Origin of the sequence: Pseudomonas sp. SMN11, from assembly GCF_052041945.1 — a bacterium.
GTDB lineage: Bacteria > Pseudomonadota > Gammaproteobacteria > Pseudomonadales > Pseudomonadaceae > Aquipseudomonas.
Window position 1 is genome coordinate 225076 of record NZ_JBKGGW010000003.1, and the last position, 19011, is coordinate 244086.

Genomic DNA, 19011 nt, shown 5'->3' on the forward strand with positions numbered 1-19011 from the left:
GACCACAAGGTTTATCTGGAATATTTTCTTGCTCAAATACCAATCAGCAACTAGCCTCGATTCTTGTCAGGTCTGACAGGATTGAACCCACCTTCAGGCACTGGCCAATAAAACAATTCCAAGAACCGGCCAAGACCGGTCAGCCTGCGAGGAAGACGGCATGTCCCTGTTGATCCGTGGCGCCACCGTGGTTACCCATGAAGAGAGCTATCCCGCCGATGTCCTGTGTGTCGATGGCCAGATCCGCGCCATCGGCAAAGACCTCGAAGCCCCTACCGACTGCGAGATCCTCGACGGCAGCGGCCAGTACCTGATGCCCGGCGGCATCGACCCGCACACCCACATGCAGCTGCCCTTCATGGGCACGGTCGCCAGCGAGGACTTCTTCAGCGGCACCGCCGCAGGGCTGGCCGGTGGCACCACCTCGATCATCGACTTCGTCATCCCCAACCCGCAGCAGTCGTTGCTGGAGGCCTTCCACACCTGGCGCGGCTGGGCGCAGAAAAGTGCATCCGACTACGGCTTCCATGTCGCCATCACCTGGTGGAGCGAGCAGGTCGCCGAGGAGATGGGCGACTTGGTGAACCAGCATGGGGTCAACAGCTTCAAGCACTTCATGGCATACAAGAACGCCATCATGGCGGCCGACGACACCCTGGTCGCCAGCTTCGAGCGCTGCCTGCAGTTGGGGGCCGTGCCCACGGTGCATGCAGAGAACGGCGAGCTGGTCTATCACCTGCAACAGAAGCTACTGGCCCAGGGCCTGACCGGGCCTGAGGCGCACCCGCTGTCGCGCCCTTCGCAGGTCGAAGGCGAAGCCGCCAGCCGCGCCATCCGCATTGCCGAAACCATCGGCACGCCGTTGTACGTGGTGCACATCTCCAGCCGTGAAGCGCTGGACGAAATCACCTACGCCCGGGCCAAGGGCCAGCCGGTGTACGGCGAAGTGCTGCCGGGCCACCTGCTGATCGATGACAGCGTCTACCGCCACCCGGACTGGGCGACCGCCGCCGGTTATGTGATGAGCCCGCCGTTCCGCCCACGCGAGCATCAGGAGGCGCTGTGGCGCGGCCTGCAATCGGGCAACCTGCACACCACCGCCACCGACCACTGCTGCTTCTGCGCCGAGCAGAAGGCAATGGGCCGCAACGACTTCAGCCGCATCCCCAACGGCACCGCCGGCATCGAGGACCGCATGGCGGTGCTGTGGGACGCCGGAGTCAACAGCGGGCGCCTGTCGATGCACGAGTTCGTCGCGCTGACCTCGACCAACACCGCGAAGATCTTCAACCTGTTCCCGCGCAAGGGTGCCATCCGCGTCGGCGCCGACGCCGACCTGGTGCTATGGGACCCGCAGGGCACGCGCACCATTTCCGCCCAGACCCACCACCAGCGGGTCGACTTCAACATCTTCGAAGGCCGCACCGTGCGCGGCATCCCCAGCCACACCATCAGCCAGGGCAAGGTGCTCTGGGCCGATGGCGACCTGCGCGCAGAGCCTGGCGCTGGTCGTTACGTGGAGCGCCCGGCCTACCCCTCGGTGTACGAGGTGCTGGGCCGACGCGCCGAGCAACAGCGCCCGACACCCGTTCAGCGCTGACCTGACCCGCATTGCCGTACCGGCCCTCAGAGGCCGGGCGGCGCCGTATTGCCGTTGACTGCCACAACCAAAAAAGAAAAGAGAGGCTACAACCGTGATCGATGCCCTGAACCATCTGCCGCGCCCGCGTGCCGGCAGCGACCAGCTGGCCGAGCGCTTCACCGACCTGGCCCCACCCCTCACCGCCCGCCAGGCGGCCATCGAGAGCGCCCGCTGCCTGTACTGCTACGACGCCCCCTGCGTGAACGCCTGCCCGAGCGAAATCGACATCCCCTCGTTCATCCACCGCATCAGCGACGAGAACCTGCAAGGCGCCGCCGAGCGTATCCTGTCGGCCAACATCCTTGGCGGCAGCTGCGCCCGGGTGTGCCCCACCGAAATCCTCTGCCAGCAGGCCTGCGTGCGTAACAACGCCGAGGAATGCGCCCCGGTGCTGATCGGCCAGTTGCAGCGCTACGCCCTGGACAATGCGCATTTCAGCGAGCACCCGTTCAAGCGCTCGCCTGCCACCGGCAAACTTATCGCCGTGGTCGGTGCCGGCCCCGCCGGGCTGTCGTGCGCCCATCGCCTGGCCATGCACGGCCATGACGTGGTGGTGTTCGAGGCCAGCGAGAAAGCCGGCGGCCTCAACGAATACGGTATCGCCCGCTACAAACTGGTGGACGACTATGCCCAGCGCGAAGTGGAATTCCTGCTCGGTATCGGCGGCATCGAGATCCGTCACGGCCAGCGCCTGGGAGCCAACCTCGGCCTCGGCGAGTTGCGCGACCAGTTCGACGCGGTGTTCCTCGGCCTGGGCCTGAACGCCGTGCGCCAGCTCGGCCTGCCAGACGAAGAAGCCCCCGGCCTGCTCGCCGCCACCGCGTACATCCGTGAACTGCGCCAGGCCGACGACCTGGCGCAACTGCCACTGGCCGACCGCTGCCTGGTGATCGGCGCCGGCAACACCGCCATCGACATGGCCGTGCAGATGAGCCGGCTGGGCGCCCGCGACGTCAACCTGGTGTACCGCCGTGGCCACGCCGACATGGGCGCCACCGGCCATGAGCAGGACATCGCCAAGGCCAACCAGGTACGCCTGCACACCTGGGCCCGGCCCGACGCCGTGTTGCTCGATGACGACGGCCGCGTACGCGGCATGCGCTTCATGCGCACCGAACTGGCCGACGGCCGCCTGCGCGACACGGGCGAAACGTTCGAGCTGGCCGCCGACGCCATCTTCAAGGCCATCGGCCAACGTTTCGACGATGCCAGCCTTGGCGACCCGGTCGCCGCGCAACTGGCGCGTGACGGCGAGCGTATCCGCGTCGACGACCATATGCGCACCAGCCTTCCGGGCGTATACGCCGGCGGCGACTGCACCGCCCTGGGCCAGGACCTCACCGTCCAGGCCGTGCAACACGGCAAGCTGGCCGCCGAAGCCATCCATGCCCAACTCATGCTCAACGTGGAGGCAGCGTAAATGGCCGACTTGTCTATCCAATTCGCCGGCATCAAGGCGCCCAATCCCTTCTGGCTGGCCTCCGCGCCACCGACCGACAAGGCGTACAACGTGGTCCGTGCCTTCGAGGCGGGCTGGGGTGGCGTAGTCTGGAAGACCCTGGGCGAGGACCCGGCGGCAGTCAACGTGTCGTCACGTTATTCCGCGCACTACGGGCCCAATCGCCAGGTGCAGGGCATCAACAACATCGAGCTGATCACCGACCGTTCGCTGGAGATCAACCTGCGGGAAATCACCCAGGTGAAGAGGGACTGGCCCGACCGCGCACTGGTCGTGTCGTTGATGGTGCCGTGCGTGGAGGAGTCGTGGAAATTCATCCTGCCGCTGGTGGAAGCCACCGGCGCCGATGGCATCGAGCTGAACTTCGGCTGCCCCCACGGCATGCCTGAGCGCGGCATGGGGGCGGCGGTCGGCCAGGTGCCGGAGTACGTGGAGATGGTCACTCGCTGGTGCAAGCTGCACTGTTCGCTGCCGGTGATCGTCAAGCTCACGCCGAACATCACCGACATTCGCCAGTCGGCCCGCGCGGCGCATCGCGGTGGTGCGGATGCGGTGTCGCTGATCAACACCATCAACTCGATTACCAGCGTCGACCTGGACCGCATGGTCGCCCACCCCATCGTAGGCGACCAGAGTACCCACGGGGGTTACTGCGGCTCGGCGGTCAAGCCGATCGCCCTGAACATGGTCGCCGAAATCGCCCGCGACCCGGAAACCCGAGGCTTGCCGATCTGCGGCATCGGCGGGATCGGCAACTGGCGCGATGCGGCCGAGTTCATCGCCTTGGGCAGCGGTGCGGTGCAGGTGTGCACGGCGGCGATGCTGCATGGTTTTCGCATTGTCGAAGACATGAAGGACGGCCTGGCGCGCTGGATGGACCAGCACGGGCACCGCAACCTGGAAGCCTTCCGCGGCCAGGCCGTGGGGCACACCACCGACTGGAAGTACCTGGACATCAACTACAAGTCGGTGGCGCAGATCGACCAGGAGGCATGCATTGGTTGCGGGCGTTGCCATATTGCCTGCGAGGATACTTCGCACCAGGCGATTGCCAGCACGCTGAAGGCTGACGGGACGCATGCCTACAGCGTGATCGAGGATGAATGCGTGGGCTGCAACCTGTGCCAGATCACCTGCCCGGTGGAGAGCTGCATCGAGATGGTGGCGCAGGATACCGGCAAGCCCTACCTGAACTGGACCCAGGATCCACGCAACCCCTACCGCGAGGCCAGCTGAGGCCAGGAGATCGCCGGGGCTGCTTTGCAGCCCTTTCCGACCGGTCCGGCGCCCCGGCAAGGCCGCTCCTACAGGAGATCGCGTTCCCCTGCAGGAGCGGCCTTGCCGGGGCGCCGGACCGGTCGGAAAGGGCCGCAAAGCGGCCCCACTCACTCATGGCTCCAGCCCGATTCCGCGCAAGATCACGCAGGTCACCGTCTGCACAGCACTTTCGAACGCCATGTCCGACAAAGGCTCACCGTCGTTCAGTAACATCACCTGATAACCAAAATCGGCATAGTGCTGGGTCGACGCCCAGATCATGTAAAGCAGCGCCGAAGGCTCCACCGGCAGGATGCGCCCTTCCGCCACCCAGCGACGGATCTTGTCTTCCTTGAGCTTCGCCCAAGGCACCAGGCTCTCAGCGAGGTTCACCCCCAGCACCGGCGCCCCATGCAGCATTTCCTCGGCCCAGATCTTCGAGCCCAGCGGCCGCGAACGTGAATGGCCCATCTTGGCGCGTATGTAGCTGGTCAGCACCACCCGCGGGTCATCGAAGTTCTCGAAGCACAGCGCATCCTGCTTCCACACATCCAGCAGGTCCTGCAGCACCGCGCGGAACAGCTCGTCCTTGGTGCTGAAGTAGTAATGCAGGTTGGAGCGCGGCAGCTCGGCCTGCTCGGCGATGTCACCCATCGAGGTGGCGCCATACCCTTTTTCGGCGAACACCTTTTCCGCGGCGACGAGGATCTTCTCGATATTGCGACGGCGGATTTCGATCTTGTGGTTGGCCATCAGGCTTGGGCCGTCCACACAGCCAGTTCGTACCCGTCCGGGTCGATGAAGTGAAAACGGCGGCCACCCGGAAAGGCAAAGATCGCCCGGCTGATGCTTGCCCCGGCGGCCTCGACCCGCTGTAGCGTGGCTTCCAGGTCGTCGGCATACAGGATCACCAGAGGCCCGCCCGGCCGCACCGCTTCGCCGGTGGTGAAACCGCCAGTCAAGCGACCATCGCTGAACTCGCTGTAGGTCGGCCCGTAGTCGGTGAAGCGCCAGCCGAACACGCTGCCATAGAAAGCCTTGCTCCGTGCGATGTCGCTGACGTTGAACTCGATGTTGTCGATCTGCCGATCGTGACCACGAACGCTCATGCGTGCTCCTTGCCGAATGGGGTTGCGCTAGTCTACCCCGACAATACCGGGTTGAGTGCGCCAGCCACCGGATAGGCGCTCACCCGCAACGTGCTCTATCGCGCACCGGGCACTCTGCCCGGTGCAGGTTCAACGCTGTGTTGATGATGCCGATATGGCTGAACGCTTGGGGGAAATTGCCGAGCATGCGCTTGCCGGCGGGGTCGTACTGCTCGGCCAGCAGGCCGACATCGTTGCACAGCCCGGTGAGCTTTTCGTACAGCGCCTGGGCTTCTGCCTCGCGTCCCAGCAGCACGTACACATCCGCCAGCCAGAACGAACAGACCAGGAACGTGCCCTCCCCCGGCGTCAGCCCGTCGCTGCAGCTGTCGCTGTCGTAGCGCAGCAGCAGGCCGTTCTTCAGCAGGCGCTGCTCGATCTGCGCCAGGGTGCGCTGAAAGCGTGGATCGTCAGCCGGCAGGAAGCCGGTCAGGGCGATCTGCAACAGGCTGGCATCCATCTCGGCCGAGCCGTAGGCCTGGACGAAGTGCTGGCCACTGCCATCGAGCCCGCGCGCGCAGACCTCCCGATGAATCTCGTCAGCCACCTGCCGATAGTGGCGGCCATGCTCGCGGCCTTCCTCGGTGGTGTCGGCCAGCCCCGCCGCACGGTCGAAAGCGACCCAGGCCATGACCTTGGAGTGGACGAAATGCTGACGGCCACCGCGTACTTCCCACAGCCCTTCGTCAGGGTCGCGCCAGATACGCTCGACATAAGGCAGGATCAGCCGGGAGATCGCCGCACTGCGTGGGTGACGCGGCAGGCCGCCCTTGATCGCCTGGCTCATGGCGTCGGCCAGTTCGCCATAGATGTCCAGCTGCATCTGTTCCGAAGCGGCATTGCCGACCCGCACCGGCTGCGAGTGTTCGTAGCCGGCCAGCCAGGGCAAGGTGTACTCGGTGAGGTCGCGCTCGCCCGCCAGGCCGTACATGATCTGCATCTGTTCAGGGTTGCCGGCCACCGAGCGCAGCAGCCATTCGCGCCAGGCCTGGGCTTCATCGAAGTAGCCAAGGTTCATGAACGCCAGCAAGGTCATGGTGGCGTCGCGCAGCCAGCAGAAGCGGTAGTCCCAGTTGCGCTCGTGGCCGATGCGTTCGGGCAACGAGGTGGTGACCGCAGCGACGATGCCGCCGGTGGGCGCGTAGGTCATGGCCTTGAGGGTAAGCAGCGAGCGGCGCACCAGGGCGGTGTAGGGGCCGACCTCCGGGCAACGGTCGGCAAACGCCTGCCAGTGCGTGAGGGTGTGCTGCAGCGCCTGGTCGATGTCGCAGTCGGGCTGCACCGGCAAGTGCGAAGGCTGGTGACGCAGGCTGAAGAGCTGGCGCTCACCAGCCCCCACGCGAAAACGGGCGACGGTGTGGTGGTCGAGTCCGTGGGGTGCCACGCTGCTGCACAGGATCACACGGTCGGGGCCAGCCACCGCGCTGAGCGTCAGCGGGTCGATTTTCTCTACCCAGGGCACGCTGCGACCGTAGTCGAAGCGCAGCACCAGGTCCATTTCGAAGTTGGTCTCGCCAGACAGGCCCTCGACGATGCGCACCACCGAGTTGACCTCATCCAGCGGCATGAAGTCGAGCACCCGGGCGCGGCCGCTGGCGGTGACCCACGTGGTTTCCAGCACCAGGGTGTCGCCCAGGTACTGGCGGCTGCAGTGCTCGACGGAGTCGCTGGGCGCCAGGCGCCAGCGGCCGTTGTCTTCATTGCCCAGCAGCGCGGCAAACACGGCCGGGGCGTCGAAGCGTGGCAGGCATAACCAGTCGAGCGAGCCATCGCGACTGACCAGGGCGGCGCTGCGGCAGTTGCCGAGCAGGGCGTAGTCTTCGATGTGGGCGGGCATTCAACCTCCTTTATGGGGTTGCCTGTGCCGGCCTCTTCGCGGGACAAGCCCGCTCCTACAGGGGTTTGCGTAGTCCTGTAGGAGCGGGCTTGCCCCGCGAAGAGGCCCGGGCAGGCAACGAAGCACTTTCATCCCAGCTTGTGCCACTCGCGCTTGTCGCGATTCAGCAATTCATTGCCTTCTTCGGGGCCGTCCTCCCCTGCCCGGTACTCATGCACCTCGCCCCCTTGGGCCCAGGCATCGAGGAAGGGTTGTACCGCACGCCATCCGTTCTCGATGTTGTCGGCCCGCTGGAACAAGGTCTGGTCGCCGGTCAGGCAGTCATAGATCAGCGTTTCGTAACCCGTGGCCGGGGTCATCTTGAAGAAATCCTTGTAGGCAAAGCCCAGCTCGACGTTCTCCATCACCAGCTCCGGCCCCGGCCGCTTGGCCTGCAGGTCGAACCACATGCCTTCGTTGGGCTGGATCTGGATCTTCAGGTAATTGGGCTTCGGCCGTTCCAGCTCCGACTCGCGAAACTGCGCGTAGGGCGCTGGCTTGAAGCAGATGGCGATCTCGGTGTCGCGCACACTCATGCGCTTGCCGGTACGCAAATAGAACGGCACCCCGGCCCAGCGCCAGTTGTCGATCATTACCTTGAGCGCCACGTAGGTTTCGGTCTGGCTGTCGGCCGCGACGTTGTTCTCCTGCCGATACCCCGGTAGCGGCTTGCGGCCCTGCTTGCCCGCCACGTATTGGCCACGCACCGAGTTCTTCAGGGCCATCTTCGCCGACCAGGGGCGGATGGCACCGATCACCTTGGCCTTCTCGCCACGCACCGCATCGGCGCCAAACGCCGCCGGTGGCTCCATGGCTACCATGGCCAGCAGCTGGAACAGGTGGTTGGGCACCATGTCGCGCAGGGCACCGGTGGTGTCATAGAACGCGCCGCGGGTCTCGACACCGACCGTCTCGGCGGCGGTGATCTGCACATGGTCGATGTAGTGGTTGTTCCAGAACGACTCGAACAGGCCGTTGGAGAAACGGCTGACCAGTATGTTCTGCACCGTTTCCTTGCCCAGGTAATGGTCGATGCGGTAGATCTGCCGCTCGCTCATCACCTTCAGCAGGCAGGCATTGAGCGCTTCGGCACTGGCCAGGTCGGTGCCGAAGGGTTTTTCCACCACCACACGCCGGAAGCCACCGGCAGACTCGTCGAGCAGGCCGGCCTCACCCAGGCGCTGAGCAACTTCCGGGAAGAAGCGTGGGGAGGTGGCCAGGTAGAAGATGGCATTGCCGTGGCTCGTCTTGTCGATCCGCTTGGCCAACGCCGCGTAGGTGGCAGGGTCGAGGAAGTCGCCGGTCTGGTAGTCCAGGCGCTTGGCCAGGCGCGCCCAGAGCTTCTCGTCCAGGCACTTGGCAGCGCCCTCACCGCCTTTGTCGCGTTCCAGCATGAAGGCGTGCAGGCGCTCGGCGAATTCATCAGCCGTGGCCGCGTTGTGGTCGACGCCGACGATGCCTAGGTTGCGGTCGAGCAAACCGTCACGGCTGAGGTTGTAAAGCGCCGGCATCAGCAGGCGCTTGACCAGGTCACCGTTGGCGCCAAACAGGAACAGCGTGCAGGGCGGAGCAGCAGGAATGGTCTGTTTGGTCATCAGTCTTTTTTCTCGACGTGGCCACCGAAGCCCAGGCGCATGGCCGACAGGATCTTGTCACCGTAGGTGCCCTGCTGCTGGCGCGAGCGGAAGCGGGCGAACAGCGCGCTGGACAGCACGGGCACCGGCACCGCCTGTTCGACCGCGGCGTCGATGGTCCAGCGGCCTTCGCCGCTGTCGGACACCGAACCACTGAACTGCGCCAGCTGCGGGTCGGCGACCAGCGCATCGGCGGTGAGGTCGAGCAGCCAGGAAGTGACCACGCTTCCGCGGCGCCATACCTCGGCGATCTCGGCCACGTTCAGATCGAAGCGCTGGTCTTCCGGCAGCTCGTTGCCGCCCTTGCTGCGCAGCAGGTCGAAGCCTTCGGCGTAGGCCTGCATCAGGCCGTACTCGATACCGTTGTGCACCATCTTCACGTAATGCCCGGCGCCCGGTGGGCCGGCATGGATGTAGCCGTGCTCGGCGCGCTGGTGCTCACCGCTGCGGCCGTGGGTGCGTGGAATGTCGCCGACACCCGGTGCCAGCGCCTTGAACAGCGGCTCAAGACGCTCGAACACGTCTTTCTCGCCACCGATCATCATGCAGTAGCCACGGTCCAGGCCCCATACACCGCCGGAGGTGCCGACATCCAGGTAATGCAGGCCGCGTTTGCGCAGTTCGGCCGCACGGCGCATGTCGTCCTTATAGAAGGTGTTGCCGCCGTCGATGATGGCATCGCCCGGTCCCAGCAGCTCGGCCAACTGGGCAATGGTCTGTTCGGTAGGCTCGCCGGCCGGCAGCATCACCCACACCGCGCGCGGCGCCTTGAGCTTTTGCACCAGCGCGCCAAGGTCATGGGCGCCCTGGGCCCCCTCGCCTTCCAGCCCGACGATCGCGTCACGGTTGCGATCATGCACCACCGTGCGATGGCCGGCGCGCATCAGCCGCCTTGCAATATTGCCGCCCATGCGGCCCAGCCCGACGATTCCCAATTGCATGAGCCGATGCTCCCCTTTCGAAATGGATGACAAACACAGTTCAACTTTTCAGATTAGTCCAGCACGACGCCCGAGGGTTCAGCGACGGACGGCGTGACAACGTTAAACAAAAAAGTTCCCATGAGCCGAGAAAGAATTCAGAATGCGCGCCGCGTGAAGCGTCTACGCTTTAACTGTCACCAGCCAAAACCGCGAGGTGTGCTCATGGGTACCTTGATGCCTGTCGCTCCAACCCAGACCCTCTATGTCTCCATGCGCCGCGATGAGCTGCGTAAACTGAAGGACGAACGTGACCAGCTGCGCCAGCAAGTCGCCCAGTTGCACATGTTGCTGGAGCAGGTGCGTAGTAACGGTAAAACCGTCAGCCTCTGATTCACCCTTTCCCCTGGTGGGAGCTTCGCGCTCCCACACCGCTGAAATCTCGCCCCATCATGGTGCACGATACGCTGCACAGCCATCCAATGGCGCACGCGCCAAACAGCCCTGCCCCACCCTCGAACATCCTGTTCATATCCGGTCACACACGCCAACGTTTGCGTCTATCTCGCGTCATAACGAAAGTGACCAGTGGGTCACCTTTTTATCTCCAGCTCTCCTACACTCAGGATTCGGCCCGCCATTTGCTCAGAGGAAGAGCGATGTAAAAAAGTCGAACTTTTGGAAATGGTGGCGGGTCAGCAACTAAGTAGGCCAAACGCAAAAGGACTTCCTTCGCACGGCCCGCCTACCCCAACCAGTCCAATCGCCTTCGGCCGGAATGCTGATCGCGTTGTGCCTGCGCGCACGACTTCGGGGCATGGATAGCTTTACGCAACTACAGAATTCAGAGAGACCAACACGAAAGATCGCAATGGGTGCCAGCACCCAGCCAACACTTAGGGACGGAGAGAAGTATGATCAGTGCCGCTGTCGAGCCTCACGTAGATTCATTCAACCCGGACAACCGCGAACCGCTCACCCCGGACTTCGCCAAGACAGGCACGGCACCCGGCGCCCTGCGCCAGCACAACCCGAACAAACGCAAAATCCTGTTCGTCACCTCTGAAATTGCTGACCTGGTCAAGACCGGCGGCCTCGGCGACGTGTCTGCGGCGCTGCCCCGCGCCCTGGCGCACCTGCACGATGTGCGGGTGTTGATCCCCGGCTACCCGCAGGTGATGGAAAGCGACAACCCGATTCATATCGTTGGCGAACTCGGCGGCCATGCGGCCCTGCCACCGTGCAAGATCGGCCGCATGGACATGGCCGACGGGCTGGTCATCTACGTGCTGATCTGCCCCGAGTTGTACCAGCGCGACGGCACCCCCTATGGCGCCAACAACGGCCGCGACTGGCCCGACAATCACATCCGTTTCGCCCGCCTGGGCCTGGCCGCAGCCGAGATCGCGGCCGGTGAAGGCAGGATCCACTGGAAGCCCGAAGTGGTGCATGCGCATGACTGGCCCGCCGGCCTGGCACCGGCTTACATGCACTGGCGCGGGCTGAACACGCCGACCTTGTTCACCATTCATAACCTGGCGTATCAGGGCGTCTACAGCCGTGGCTGCAGCCCGGAGCTGGCGATCCCCGACCATGCCATGCAACAGGAAGGCATGGAGTTCTACGGCAAGCTGTCGTTCCTCAAGGCCGGCCTTGCCTACTCCAGCCACATCACCACGGTCAGCGCCACCTACGCCCAGGAAATCACTACGCCGGAGTTTGGTTGCGGCCTGGACGGTTTCCTGGCCAGCAAGGCCCAGCAAGGCCTGCTCGGCGGCATTCCCAACGGCATCGACGAAAGCTGGGACTCGGCCACCGACCAGCACCTGGAGCACAACTTCAGCATCAACGACTGGGACGGCAAGGCGCGCAACACAGATGCCGTGCGCCAGTTGTTCGAACTGGAACCGTCTGAAGGGCCGCTGTTCGCCGTGGTCTCGCGGCTGGTGTACCAGAAAGGCCTGGACCTGACCTTGGGCGTTGCCGACTACATCGTGGAGCAAGGCGGGCAGATTGCGATCATCGGCCGCGGCGAGCCGGAAGAAGAACAGGCCATGCGCGAATTGGCTCTGCGTCACCCTGGCCGCATCGGCGTGCGCATCGGCTTCAACGAAACCGACGCCCGGCGCATGTTCGCCGGCAGCGACTTCCTGCTGATGCCCTCGCGCTACGAGCCCTGCGGCCTGAGCCAGATGTACGCCCAGCGCTTCGGCTCGCTGCCGGTGGCACGCAACACTGGCGGCCTGGCCGACACCATCGAGAACGGCGTCACCGGTTTCCTGTTCGACGAGTCGACCGTCGAAAGCTACCGCGAAGCGCTAAGCCGGGCTTTCTACACCTATGGCAAGAAGGACCTGCTCAACGCCATGCGCTGCCTGTCGATGACCCAGCCGTTCAACTGGTGCCAAGCGGTGGAACCCTACGCGCGCCTTTACGAGGACTTGGTCAAGCAAGCGCACCTGGCCCATTACTGAGCGGAGGCCCGAAGATGCACAGGCATGGCGCACACATGATGGACGCCACGTCGGCGCGCTTCGCCCTCTGGGCGCCCGATGCGCGCAGCGTGAGCTTGGAACTGGAACAGCAGCCCGCCATAGAGCTGCTGCCCGAGGACGACGGTTGGTACACGGGGGTTGCCCCGTGCCAGGCCGGCGACCGCTACCACTACCGCATCGACGGCGAGCTGCAGGTGGCCGACCCGGCGTCGCGCTATCAGCCCGAAGGCGTACACGGGCCGAGCCAGGTGGTGGATACCGGCACCTATGCCTGGCAGCACCCCTGGCAAGGCCGGCCCTGGCACGAAGCGGTGATCCAGGAGCTGCACGTCGGCGTGCTCGAAGGCTACCAGGGCGTCGCCCGGCAGTTGCCGAGGCTGGCCGAGCTGGGCGTCAGCGCCATCGAGCTGATGCCCCTGGGCCAGTTCCCCGGCGAGCGCAATTGGGGCTATGACGGTGTGCTGCCCTTTGCGCCGCAACACAGCTACGGCAGCCCCGAGCAGTTGTGCGCATTGGTGGACCACGCCCACGGCCAGGGGCTGATGGTGATGGTGGATGTGGTCTACAACCACTTCGGTCCGGACGGCAACTACCTGCACCAGTACGCCAGCCCGTTCTTTCGCGAAGACCGCCAGACCCCCTGGGGCGCGGCCATCGATTTTCGCCGCCCTGAGGTACGCGAGTACTTCATCCAGAACGCCCTGATGTGGCTGTGCGACTACCGCTGCGACGGCCTGCGCCTGGATGCCGTGCACGCCATCGACCAACCCGACTTCCTGGTCGAACTGGCGCAGCGGGTGCGCGCCGCCGTCGAGCCCGGCCGGCATGTGTGGCTGGTGCTGGAGAACGAACATAACCAGGCGTCATTGCTCGAACAGGGTTTCGATGCCCAGTGGAACGACGATGGCCACAACGCCCTGCATGTGCTGCTGACCGGGGAAACCGAAGGGTACTACGCCGACTACCAGGAAAGACCGATCGACAAGCTGGCCCGCTGCCTGTCCGAAGGCTTCGTATTCCAGGGACAGCCCAACCGCCACGGCACGCCCCGCGGCGAACCCAGCGGGCACCTGGCGCCAAGTGCCTTCGTGCTGTTCCTGCAGAATCATGACCAGGTCGGCAACCGCGCCCTGGGCGAACGCCTGACCCGCCTGTGCCCGCCTGCGGCCTTGCGTGCAGCCACCGGCCTGTTGCTGCTCGCACCGATGATCCCCTTGCTGTTCATGGGCGATGACGATGGCAGTTGCCGGCCGTTCCTGTTCTTCACCGACTTCCACGACGAGCTGGCCGATGCCGTGCGCGAGGGCCGGCGCGGCGAATTCGCCCACTTCAAAGCATTCGCCGACCCCGACCAGCGCGAACACATACCCGACCCCAATGCCGAACAGACCTTTGAGGCATCGCGGCCGCAAAACAAGGAAGTCCTCGCCGGCTGGCACGGCCTTTATCACCAACTGCTCGACCTGCGCCGCCGCCATGTCATCCCGCACTTGCCCGGCAGCCGCGCCCTGGGCGCCGAAGTGCTGGGTGACAAAGCGCTCACTGCGCGCTGGCAGCTGGGCGATGGCAGCACCCTGCGCATCGACCTGAACCTCGCCGCTGCGCCCCAGGCGGTCGCCCTGCCCGCCGTCGAGCGGCGCCTGTTCGACAGCAGCGACACCACCCACCCCGACACCGCGCTGCCCGCCCACAGCTGTGTGGTCAGCCTGCTATCACCTGGCCAGGAGCGCCCATGAGCGAAACCGCCTTGCACCGACTGGCCGCCCGCGTCGGGCTGGCCCGTGACTGGATCGACGCCAACAACCGGCCACAACAGGTCAGCGACGAAGTCCTGCGCAAGGTCCTCGACGGCCTGGGCCACCCCGCCGGCGACGAACCTGCCATCCAGGCCAGCCTGCACGCCGTGGAGGCTGCCGAGGACGCCGAACACCTGCCCCCGCTGATCACCGCCGACCTTGACCAGCCGCTGTCCCTGCAGCGCTACTTCCCGCCGGGCAGCGCTGTGCGCTGTACCCTGGAAAGCAACCGCCTGCAGTACCTGACCCTCGATGCCCAGGCCAACCTGCCCGGCGGCCTGCCGGTCGGCTATCACCTGCTGCAGATCAACGACCGTAGCTTCACCCTGGCTGTGGCACCGCCGCGCTGCCACAGCCTGGCCGACGCGGTCGCCGAACCGCCGCCGCGCTGCTGGGGCCTGGCAGTGCAGCTCTACAGCCTGCGCCGCAGCGGCGATGGTGGCTACGGCGACTGCCTGGCCCTGGAACAACTGGCGCGCAGCGCCGCCGAGCGCGGCGCCGATGCCCTGGCGATCAGCCCGATCCACGCGCTTTCGGCCGTCGATCAGCAGCACTACAGCCCCTACTCGCCGTCCAGCCGCCTGTTGCTCAACACCCTGTACGCCAGCCCCTCTGCGCTGCTGGGCGAGCGCGCCGTACGCATGGCGATCGAGGCGTGTGGCCTGGAGCAAGTGCTCGAAGACCTGGAACAGCACCCGCTGGTAGACTGGCCCCGTGCCGCCGACGCCCGCCTGCGCCTGCTCGAAGCGCTGTACCAGGATTTCAGCCAGGCCGACCACCCGCTGCGCAAGGACTTCGACAGCTTCCGTGAGGCCCGTGGCCAGGCCCTGGAACATCACTGCCGCTTTGAAGTGCTGCAGGCGCAAGCCGTGGAGCATGGCCTGGGGGCCGACTGGCGCAACTGGCCCAGCGCCTGGCACGACCCATACCACCCGGAAGTCGAGGCCTTCGCCAACGCCTACCCGGCCAAGGTCGAGTTCCATGCCTTCTGCCAGTGGCTGACCGAACGCAGCCTGCAACGGGCCCAGCACGCCGCACGCAGCAACGGCATGGCGATCGGCCTGATCGCCGACCTGGCCGTCGGTGCCGATGGTGCCGGCAGCCAAGCCTGGAGCCGACAGGACGAGCTGCTGGCCAACCTCAAGGTCGGCGCGCCGCCCGACATCCTCAACCGCTCGGGCCAGGACTGGGGCATCTGCGCCTTCTCCCCCGAGGGCCTCAAGCGCAACGGCTACCGTGCCTTCATCGAGATGCTGCGGGCCAACCTGGCCCATGCCGGTGGCTTGCGCATCGATCATGTGATGGGCCTGCGCCGTCTGTGGCTGATCCCCCGTGGCTGCAAGCCCGACCAGGGTGCCTACCTCAACTACCCGCTGGAAGACCTGTTGCGCCTGCTGGCCCTGGAGTCGGTGCGCCACCAGGCGATCATCCTCGGCGAAGACCTCGGCACCGTGCCCGAGGGCCTGCGCGAACAGCTGGCGGCCAAGGCCGTGCTGGGCATGCGCGTGCTGCCGTTCGAGCAGACCCAGCCCGGCCACTTCAAGCCGATCCTCGACTGGCCGGACGATGCCCTGGCCACTACCGGCACCCACGACCTGGCGCCGCTGGCCGGCTGGCTGGAAAGCCGCGACATCGACTGGAGCCAGCGCCTGCAGCTGATCGACGCCGCCACTGAACTGCACTGGCGCCATGAACGGCAGAAGGAACGCGAAGGCCTGCGCCGTACCCTGGAAACCAACTACGGGCCCCAAAAGGACAATGACGCCTTGATCGATGCCGCCATCCGTTACGTAGGCCACACCCGCGCCCCATTGGTGCTGATTCCACTGGAAGACCTGCTCGGCAGCGACGAACAGCCCAACCTGCCCGGCACCACCAGCGGCCACCCCAACTGGCGCCGACGCTTCGCCGCGCCGGTACGTGAATTGCTCGACGACGAAGACGCCGCACGGCGCCTTGAACTGCTGGCCCAGGCCCGCGAACAAGCCTGGGAGCGTGACCGATGAAGCCACTGACAGCGACGCTGCGCCTGCAATTTCACAGCGATTTCAGCCTCGATGACGCCGTGCCCCTGGTGCCATATTTCGCCCAGCTGGGCATCAGCCACCTGTATGCCTCGCCGATCCTCAAGGCCCGCGCCGGCTCGCGCCATGGTTACGACGTGGTCGATCCGACCTGCGTCAACCCTGAGCTGGGTGGCGAGGCGGCGTTGCAACGGCTGGTGGCCGCGCTGCGCCAGCATGGCATGGGGCTGATCCTCGACACCGTGTCCAACCACATGGCCGTGGGCGGTGCCGACAACCCCTGGTGGCAGAGCCTGCTGGCCTGGGGCCGACGCAGCCCCTATGCGGAGTTCTTCGACATCCAGTGGCATTCCAGCGACCCGCTGCTGGCCGGGCAGTTGCTGCTGCCGTTCCTCGGCAGTGACTATGGGGCGGCGTTGAAGAATGGTGAAATCCCGCTGCAGTTTGACAAACAAACGGGCCTGCTGCAGATCGCCCATTACCAGCACCGCTTCCCGATCTGCCCGCTGGACTATGGCTGGATCCTCGCGCAGAGCCCCGAGCCTGCCCTGAAGGCCCTGGCAGAGCATTTCACCGCGTTGCGCAAAGCCCCCGAGCCACTGGCTGACGCACTGCCCCTGCACGCCGAACTGGCGCGCCTGGTGGGTGAAGGCGCAGACCTGGAGTCGGCCCTGCTCGCCTTCGACAGCCGCAGCGAAGAGGGCTTCAAGCGCCTGCACCTGCTGCTCGAACGCCAGACCTACCGCCTGGCCAGCTGGCGTACCGCCGCCGATGACATCAACTGGCGGCGCTTCTTCGACATCAACGAACTCGGCGGCCTGCGGGTGGAGCGTGCCGTGGTGTTCGAGGCCACCCACGCCAAGCTGTTCGAGCTGATCGAGCGCGGCCTGGTGGATGGCCTGCGCATCGACCATATCGACGGCCTGGCCGACCCGCGCGGGTACTGCCGCAAGCTGCGCCGCCGGGTCGACAGCTTGCTCGCCAGGCGCCCGTTGCAGGCCGCGCTGGAGCACTTCCCGATCTACGTGGAGAAGATCCTCGGCGCCGACGAACACCTGCACCGCGACTGGCTCACCGACGGCACCACCGGCTACGAATTCATGAACCAGGTCTCGCTGTTGCAGCACGATCCGGCTGGCGAAGCGCCGCTGACCGAGCTGTGGGCCAGCGTCAGCGAACGCCCCGACTTCCCCGAGGAAGTGCGCCTGGCACGCCACCTGGTGCTCAATGCCAGCCTGGCCGGCGACTGCGAATCCGTGGCCCAGGCCCTGTTGCAAGTCGCCCGCGACGACCTGATGACCCGCGACCTGACCCTTGGCGCGATCCGCCGCGCATTGCAGGCGCTGGTCGCGCACTACCCGGTCTATCGAACCTACTTCAATGCCTGCGGGCGGCCGGCCGAAGATGAGCGGTTCTTCCAGCAGGCCCTGACCCATGCCCGTCAGGACCTGAGCGAAGCCGACTGGCCACTGCTCGACCAGCTCGAACTGTGGCTCGGCGGGCAGCCCTGGCGCCAGATGCCACCGGGAAGGCCGCGCAAGCACCTGCGCCATGCCTGCGTGCGCTTCCAGCAGCTCACCGCCCCCAGCGCCGCCAAGGCCGTGGAGGACACCGCCTTCTACCGCTCGGCCCGGCTGCTGTCGCGCAACGATGTCGGCTTCGAGGCCGAGCGTTTCAGTGCCGGCCTTGAGCATTTCCATAACGAGGCCCAGCGCCGCCTGCGCGACTTCCCCGACAACCTGCTGGCCACCGCCACCCATGACCACAAACGTGGCGAAGACAGCCGCGCACGCCTGGCTGTGTTGAGTGAGCGTGGGCCATGGCTGGCCAGCCGCGTGGAGCACTGGCGCGAGTTGGCCGCGCCGCTGCGCGAGCAGCTGGACGACGGTTTGGCGCCAGGCCCCGGCGATGAATTGCTGCTGTTCCAGACGCTGTTGGGCAGCTGGCCACTGACTCTCGACCTGCACGACGACAACGCGCTGCGCCAATACGCCGAGCGCATCCGCCAATGGCAGCAGAAGGCGCTGCGCGAAGCCAAGCTGCGCAGCAGCTGGAGCGCGCCGAACGAGGCTTATGAAGCGGCCTGCGCCGCCTATGTCGACGGCCTACTGTTGGATCGGGAAAACCAGCAACTGCGCCAGTCGCTGGCCGATGCCGCACAACTGATCGCCTGCCCCGGCGCCCTCAACGGCCTGGTGCAAAGCCTGCTGCGCATGACCGTGCCGGGGGTGCCCGACCTGTACCAGGGCAATGAGTACTGGGATTTCAGCCTGGTCGACCCGGACAACCGCCGCGCCGTGGACTACGCTTGCAGGCGCCGCACCCTGGACGATGCCACAGCGCCCGCCGAGCTGCTGGCGCACTGGCGTGACGGCCGCATCAAGCAGGCCCTGATCGCCCAACTGCTGGACTGCCGCCAAGCCAATGCCGAGCTGTTCCGCCGCGGGACCTACCTGCCCCTGAACGTGCAAGGCCGACATGCCGACCAGGTCATCGCCTTCGCCCGCCTGGGTGACGGCCAACGCGCCATCGTCGTTGCTCCGCGCCTGGCCAGCGGCCTGCTCGGCGGCGCCACTACACCGTTGATCCCGGCACAGAACTGGGACGACACCCGGGTGATTTTGCCGTTTGCCTTTTCCCCTGCCACTTGGACTGGACTTTTCGGTGCAGCCGCTGTCAGCCCTACAAAGGAGCTGATGTTGAGCGCGGTTTTGTCGCAATTTCCAGTCAACCTGTTGATTGAACATGCATAGCATTCAG

At 65.7% G+C, this 19011-nt stretch carries 13 protein-coding genes; 8 read left to right on the forward strand and 5 right to left on the reverse strand.

Going from position 1 to position 19011, the window contains the following annotated elements:
- Positions 1-160: 160 nt before the first annotated feature.
- From hydA to preA, 3 genes are all read left to right on the forward strand, one after another.
- Positions 161-1600, forward strand: coding sequence for a dihydropyrimidinase (gene hydA, locus ACLEJU_RS05175; RefSeq protein WP_435425205.1), 1440 nt, complete (start codon positions 161-163; stop codon positions 1598-1600).
- Positions 1601-1694: 94 nt separating this feature from the next.
- Complete coding sequence (locus ACLEJU_RS05180; protein ID WP_435425206.1) at positions 1695-3062, forward strand: NAD(P)-dependent oxidoreductase; 1368 nt, start codon at positions 1695-1697, stop codon at positions 3060-3062.
- Positions 3063-4337 (forward strand): NAD-dependent dihydropyrimidine dehydrogenase subunit PreA, encoded by a 1275-nt coding sequence (gene preA, locus ACLEJU_RS05185; protein ID WP_435425207.1) that lies wholly within the window; start codon positions 3063-3065, stop codon positions 4335-4337.
- Between the two features lie 153 nt (positions 4338-4490).
- Here the strand turns inward: preA and ACLEJU_RS05190 are convergent, their stop codons facing one another.
- From ACLEJU_RS05190 to gnd, 5 genes are all read right to left on the reverse strand, one after another.
- Positions 4491-5111 (reverse strand): TetR/AcrR family transcriptional regulator, encoded by a 621-nt coding sequence (locus tag ACLEJU_RS05190; RefSeq protein WP_435425672.1) that lies wholly within the window; start codon positions 5109-5111, stop codon positions 4491-4493.
- On the reverse strand, positions 5111-5467 hold the full coding sequence (locus ACLEJU_RS05195) for a VOC family protein (RefSeq protein WP_435425671.1): 357 nt from the start codon (positions 5465-5467) through the stop codon (positions 5111-5113). Before ACLEJU_RS05195 ends, ACLEJU_RS05190 begins: the two co-directional genes overlap by 1 nt.
- Before the next feature lie 79 nt (positions 5468-5546).
- Positions 5547-7343: a glycoside hydrolase family 15 protein gene (locus tag ACLEJU_RS05200; RefSeq protein WP_435425670.1), complete on the reverse strand. Its 1797-nt coding sequence runs from the start codon at positions 7341-7343 to the stop codon at positions 5547-5549.
- 128 nt (positions 7344-7471) lie between these two features.
- A complete protein-coding gene (zwf, locus tag ACLEJU_RS05205) occupies positions 7472-8977 on the reverse strand; it encodes a glucose-6-phosphate dehydrogenase (RefSeq protein ID WP_435422563.1) in 1506 nt (501 codons plus the stop codon).
- On the reverse strand, positions 8977-9957 hold the full coding sequence (gnd, locus tag ACLEJU_RS05210) for a phosphogluconate dehydrogenase (NAD(+)-dependent, decarboxylating) (protein WP_435422562.1): 981 nt from the start codon (positions 9955-9957) through the stop codon (positions 8977-8979). The genes zwf and gnd overlap by 1 nt, the downstream gene beginning before the upstream one ends.
- Before the next feature lie 204 nt (positions 9958-10161).
- Here gnd and ACLEJU_RS05215 point away from each other — a divergent pair, with 204 nt between their 5' ends.
- The 5 genes from ACLEJU_RS05215 (at position 10162) to ACLEJU_RS05235 (ending at position 19004) form a co-directional block, all read left to right on the forward strand.
- Positions 10162-10329, forward strand: coding sequence for a DUF6026 family protein (locus tag ACLEJU_RS05215; RefSeq protein ID WP_435422561.1), 168 nt, complete (start codon positions 10162-10164; stop codon positions 10327-10329).
- 521 nt (positions 10330-10850) lie between these two features.
- Complete coding sequence (glgA, locus tag ACLEJU_RS05220) at positions 10851-12410, forward strand: glycogen synthase GlgA (protein ID WP_435422560.1); 1560 nt, start codon at positions 10851-10853, stop codon at positions 12408-12410.
- Positions 12411-12424: 14 nt separating this feature from the next.
- On the forward strand, positions 12425-14167 hold the full coding sequence (gene treZ, locus ACLEJU_RS05225) for a malto-oligosyltrehalose trehalohydrolase (protein WP_435422559.1): 1743 nt from the start codon (positions 12425-12427) through the stop codon (positions 14165-14167).
- Complete coding sequence (gene malQ / locus ACLEJU_RS05230) at positions 14164-16233, forward strand: 4-alpha-glucanotransferase (RefSeq protein WP_435422558.1); 2070 nt, start codon at positions 14164-14166, stop codon at positions 16231-16233. Before treZ ends, malQ begins: the two co-directional genes overlap by 4 nt.
- Positions 16230-19004, forward strand: a complete 2775-nt coding sequence (locus ACLEJU_RS05235) for a malto-oligosyltrehalose synthase (protein ID WP_435422557.1) — start codon at positions 16230-16232, stop codon at positions 19002-19004. The genes malQ and ACLEJU_RS05235 overlap by 4 nt, the downstream gene beginning before the upstream one ends.
- Positions 19005-19011: the final 7 nt, after the last annotated feature.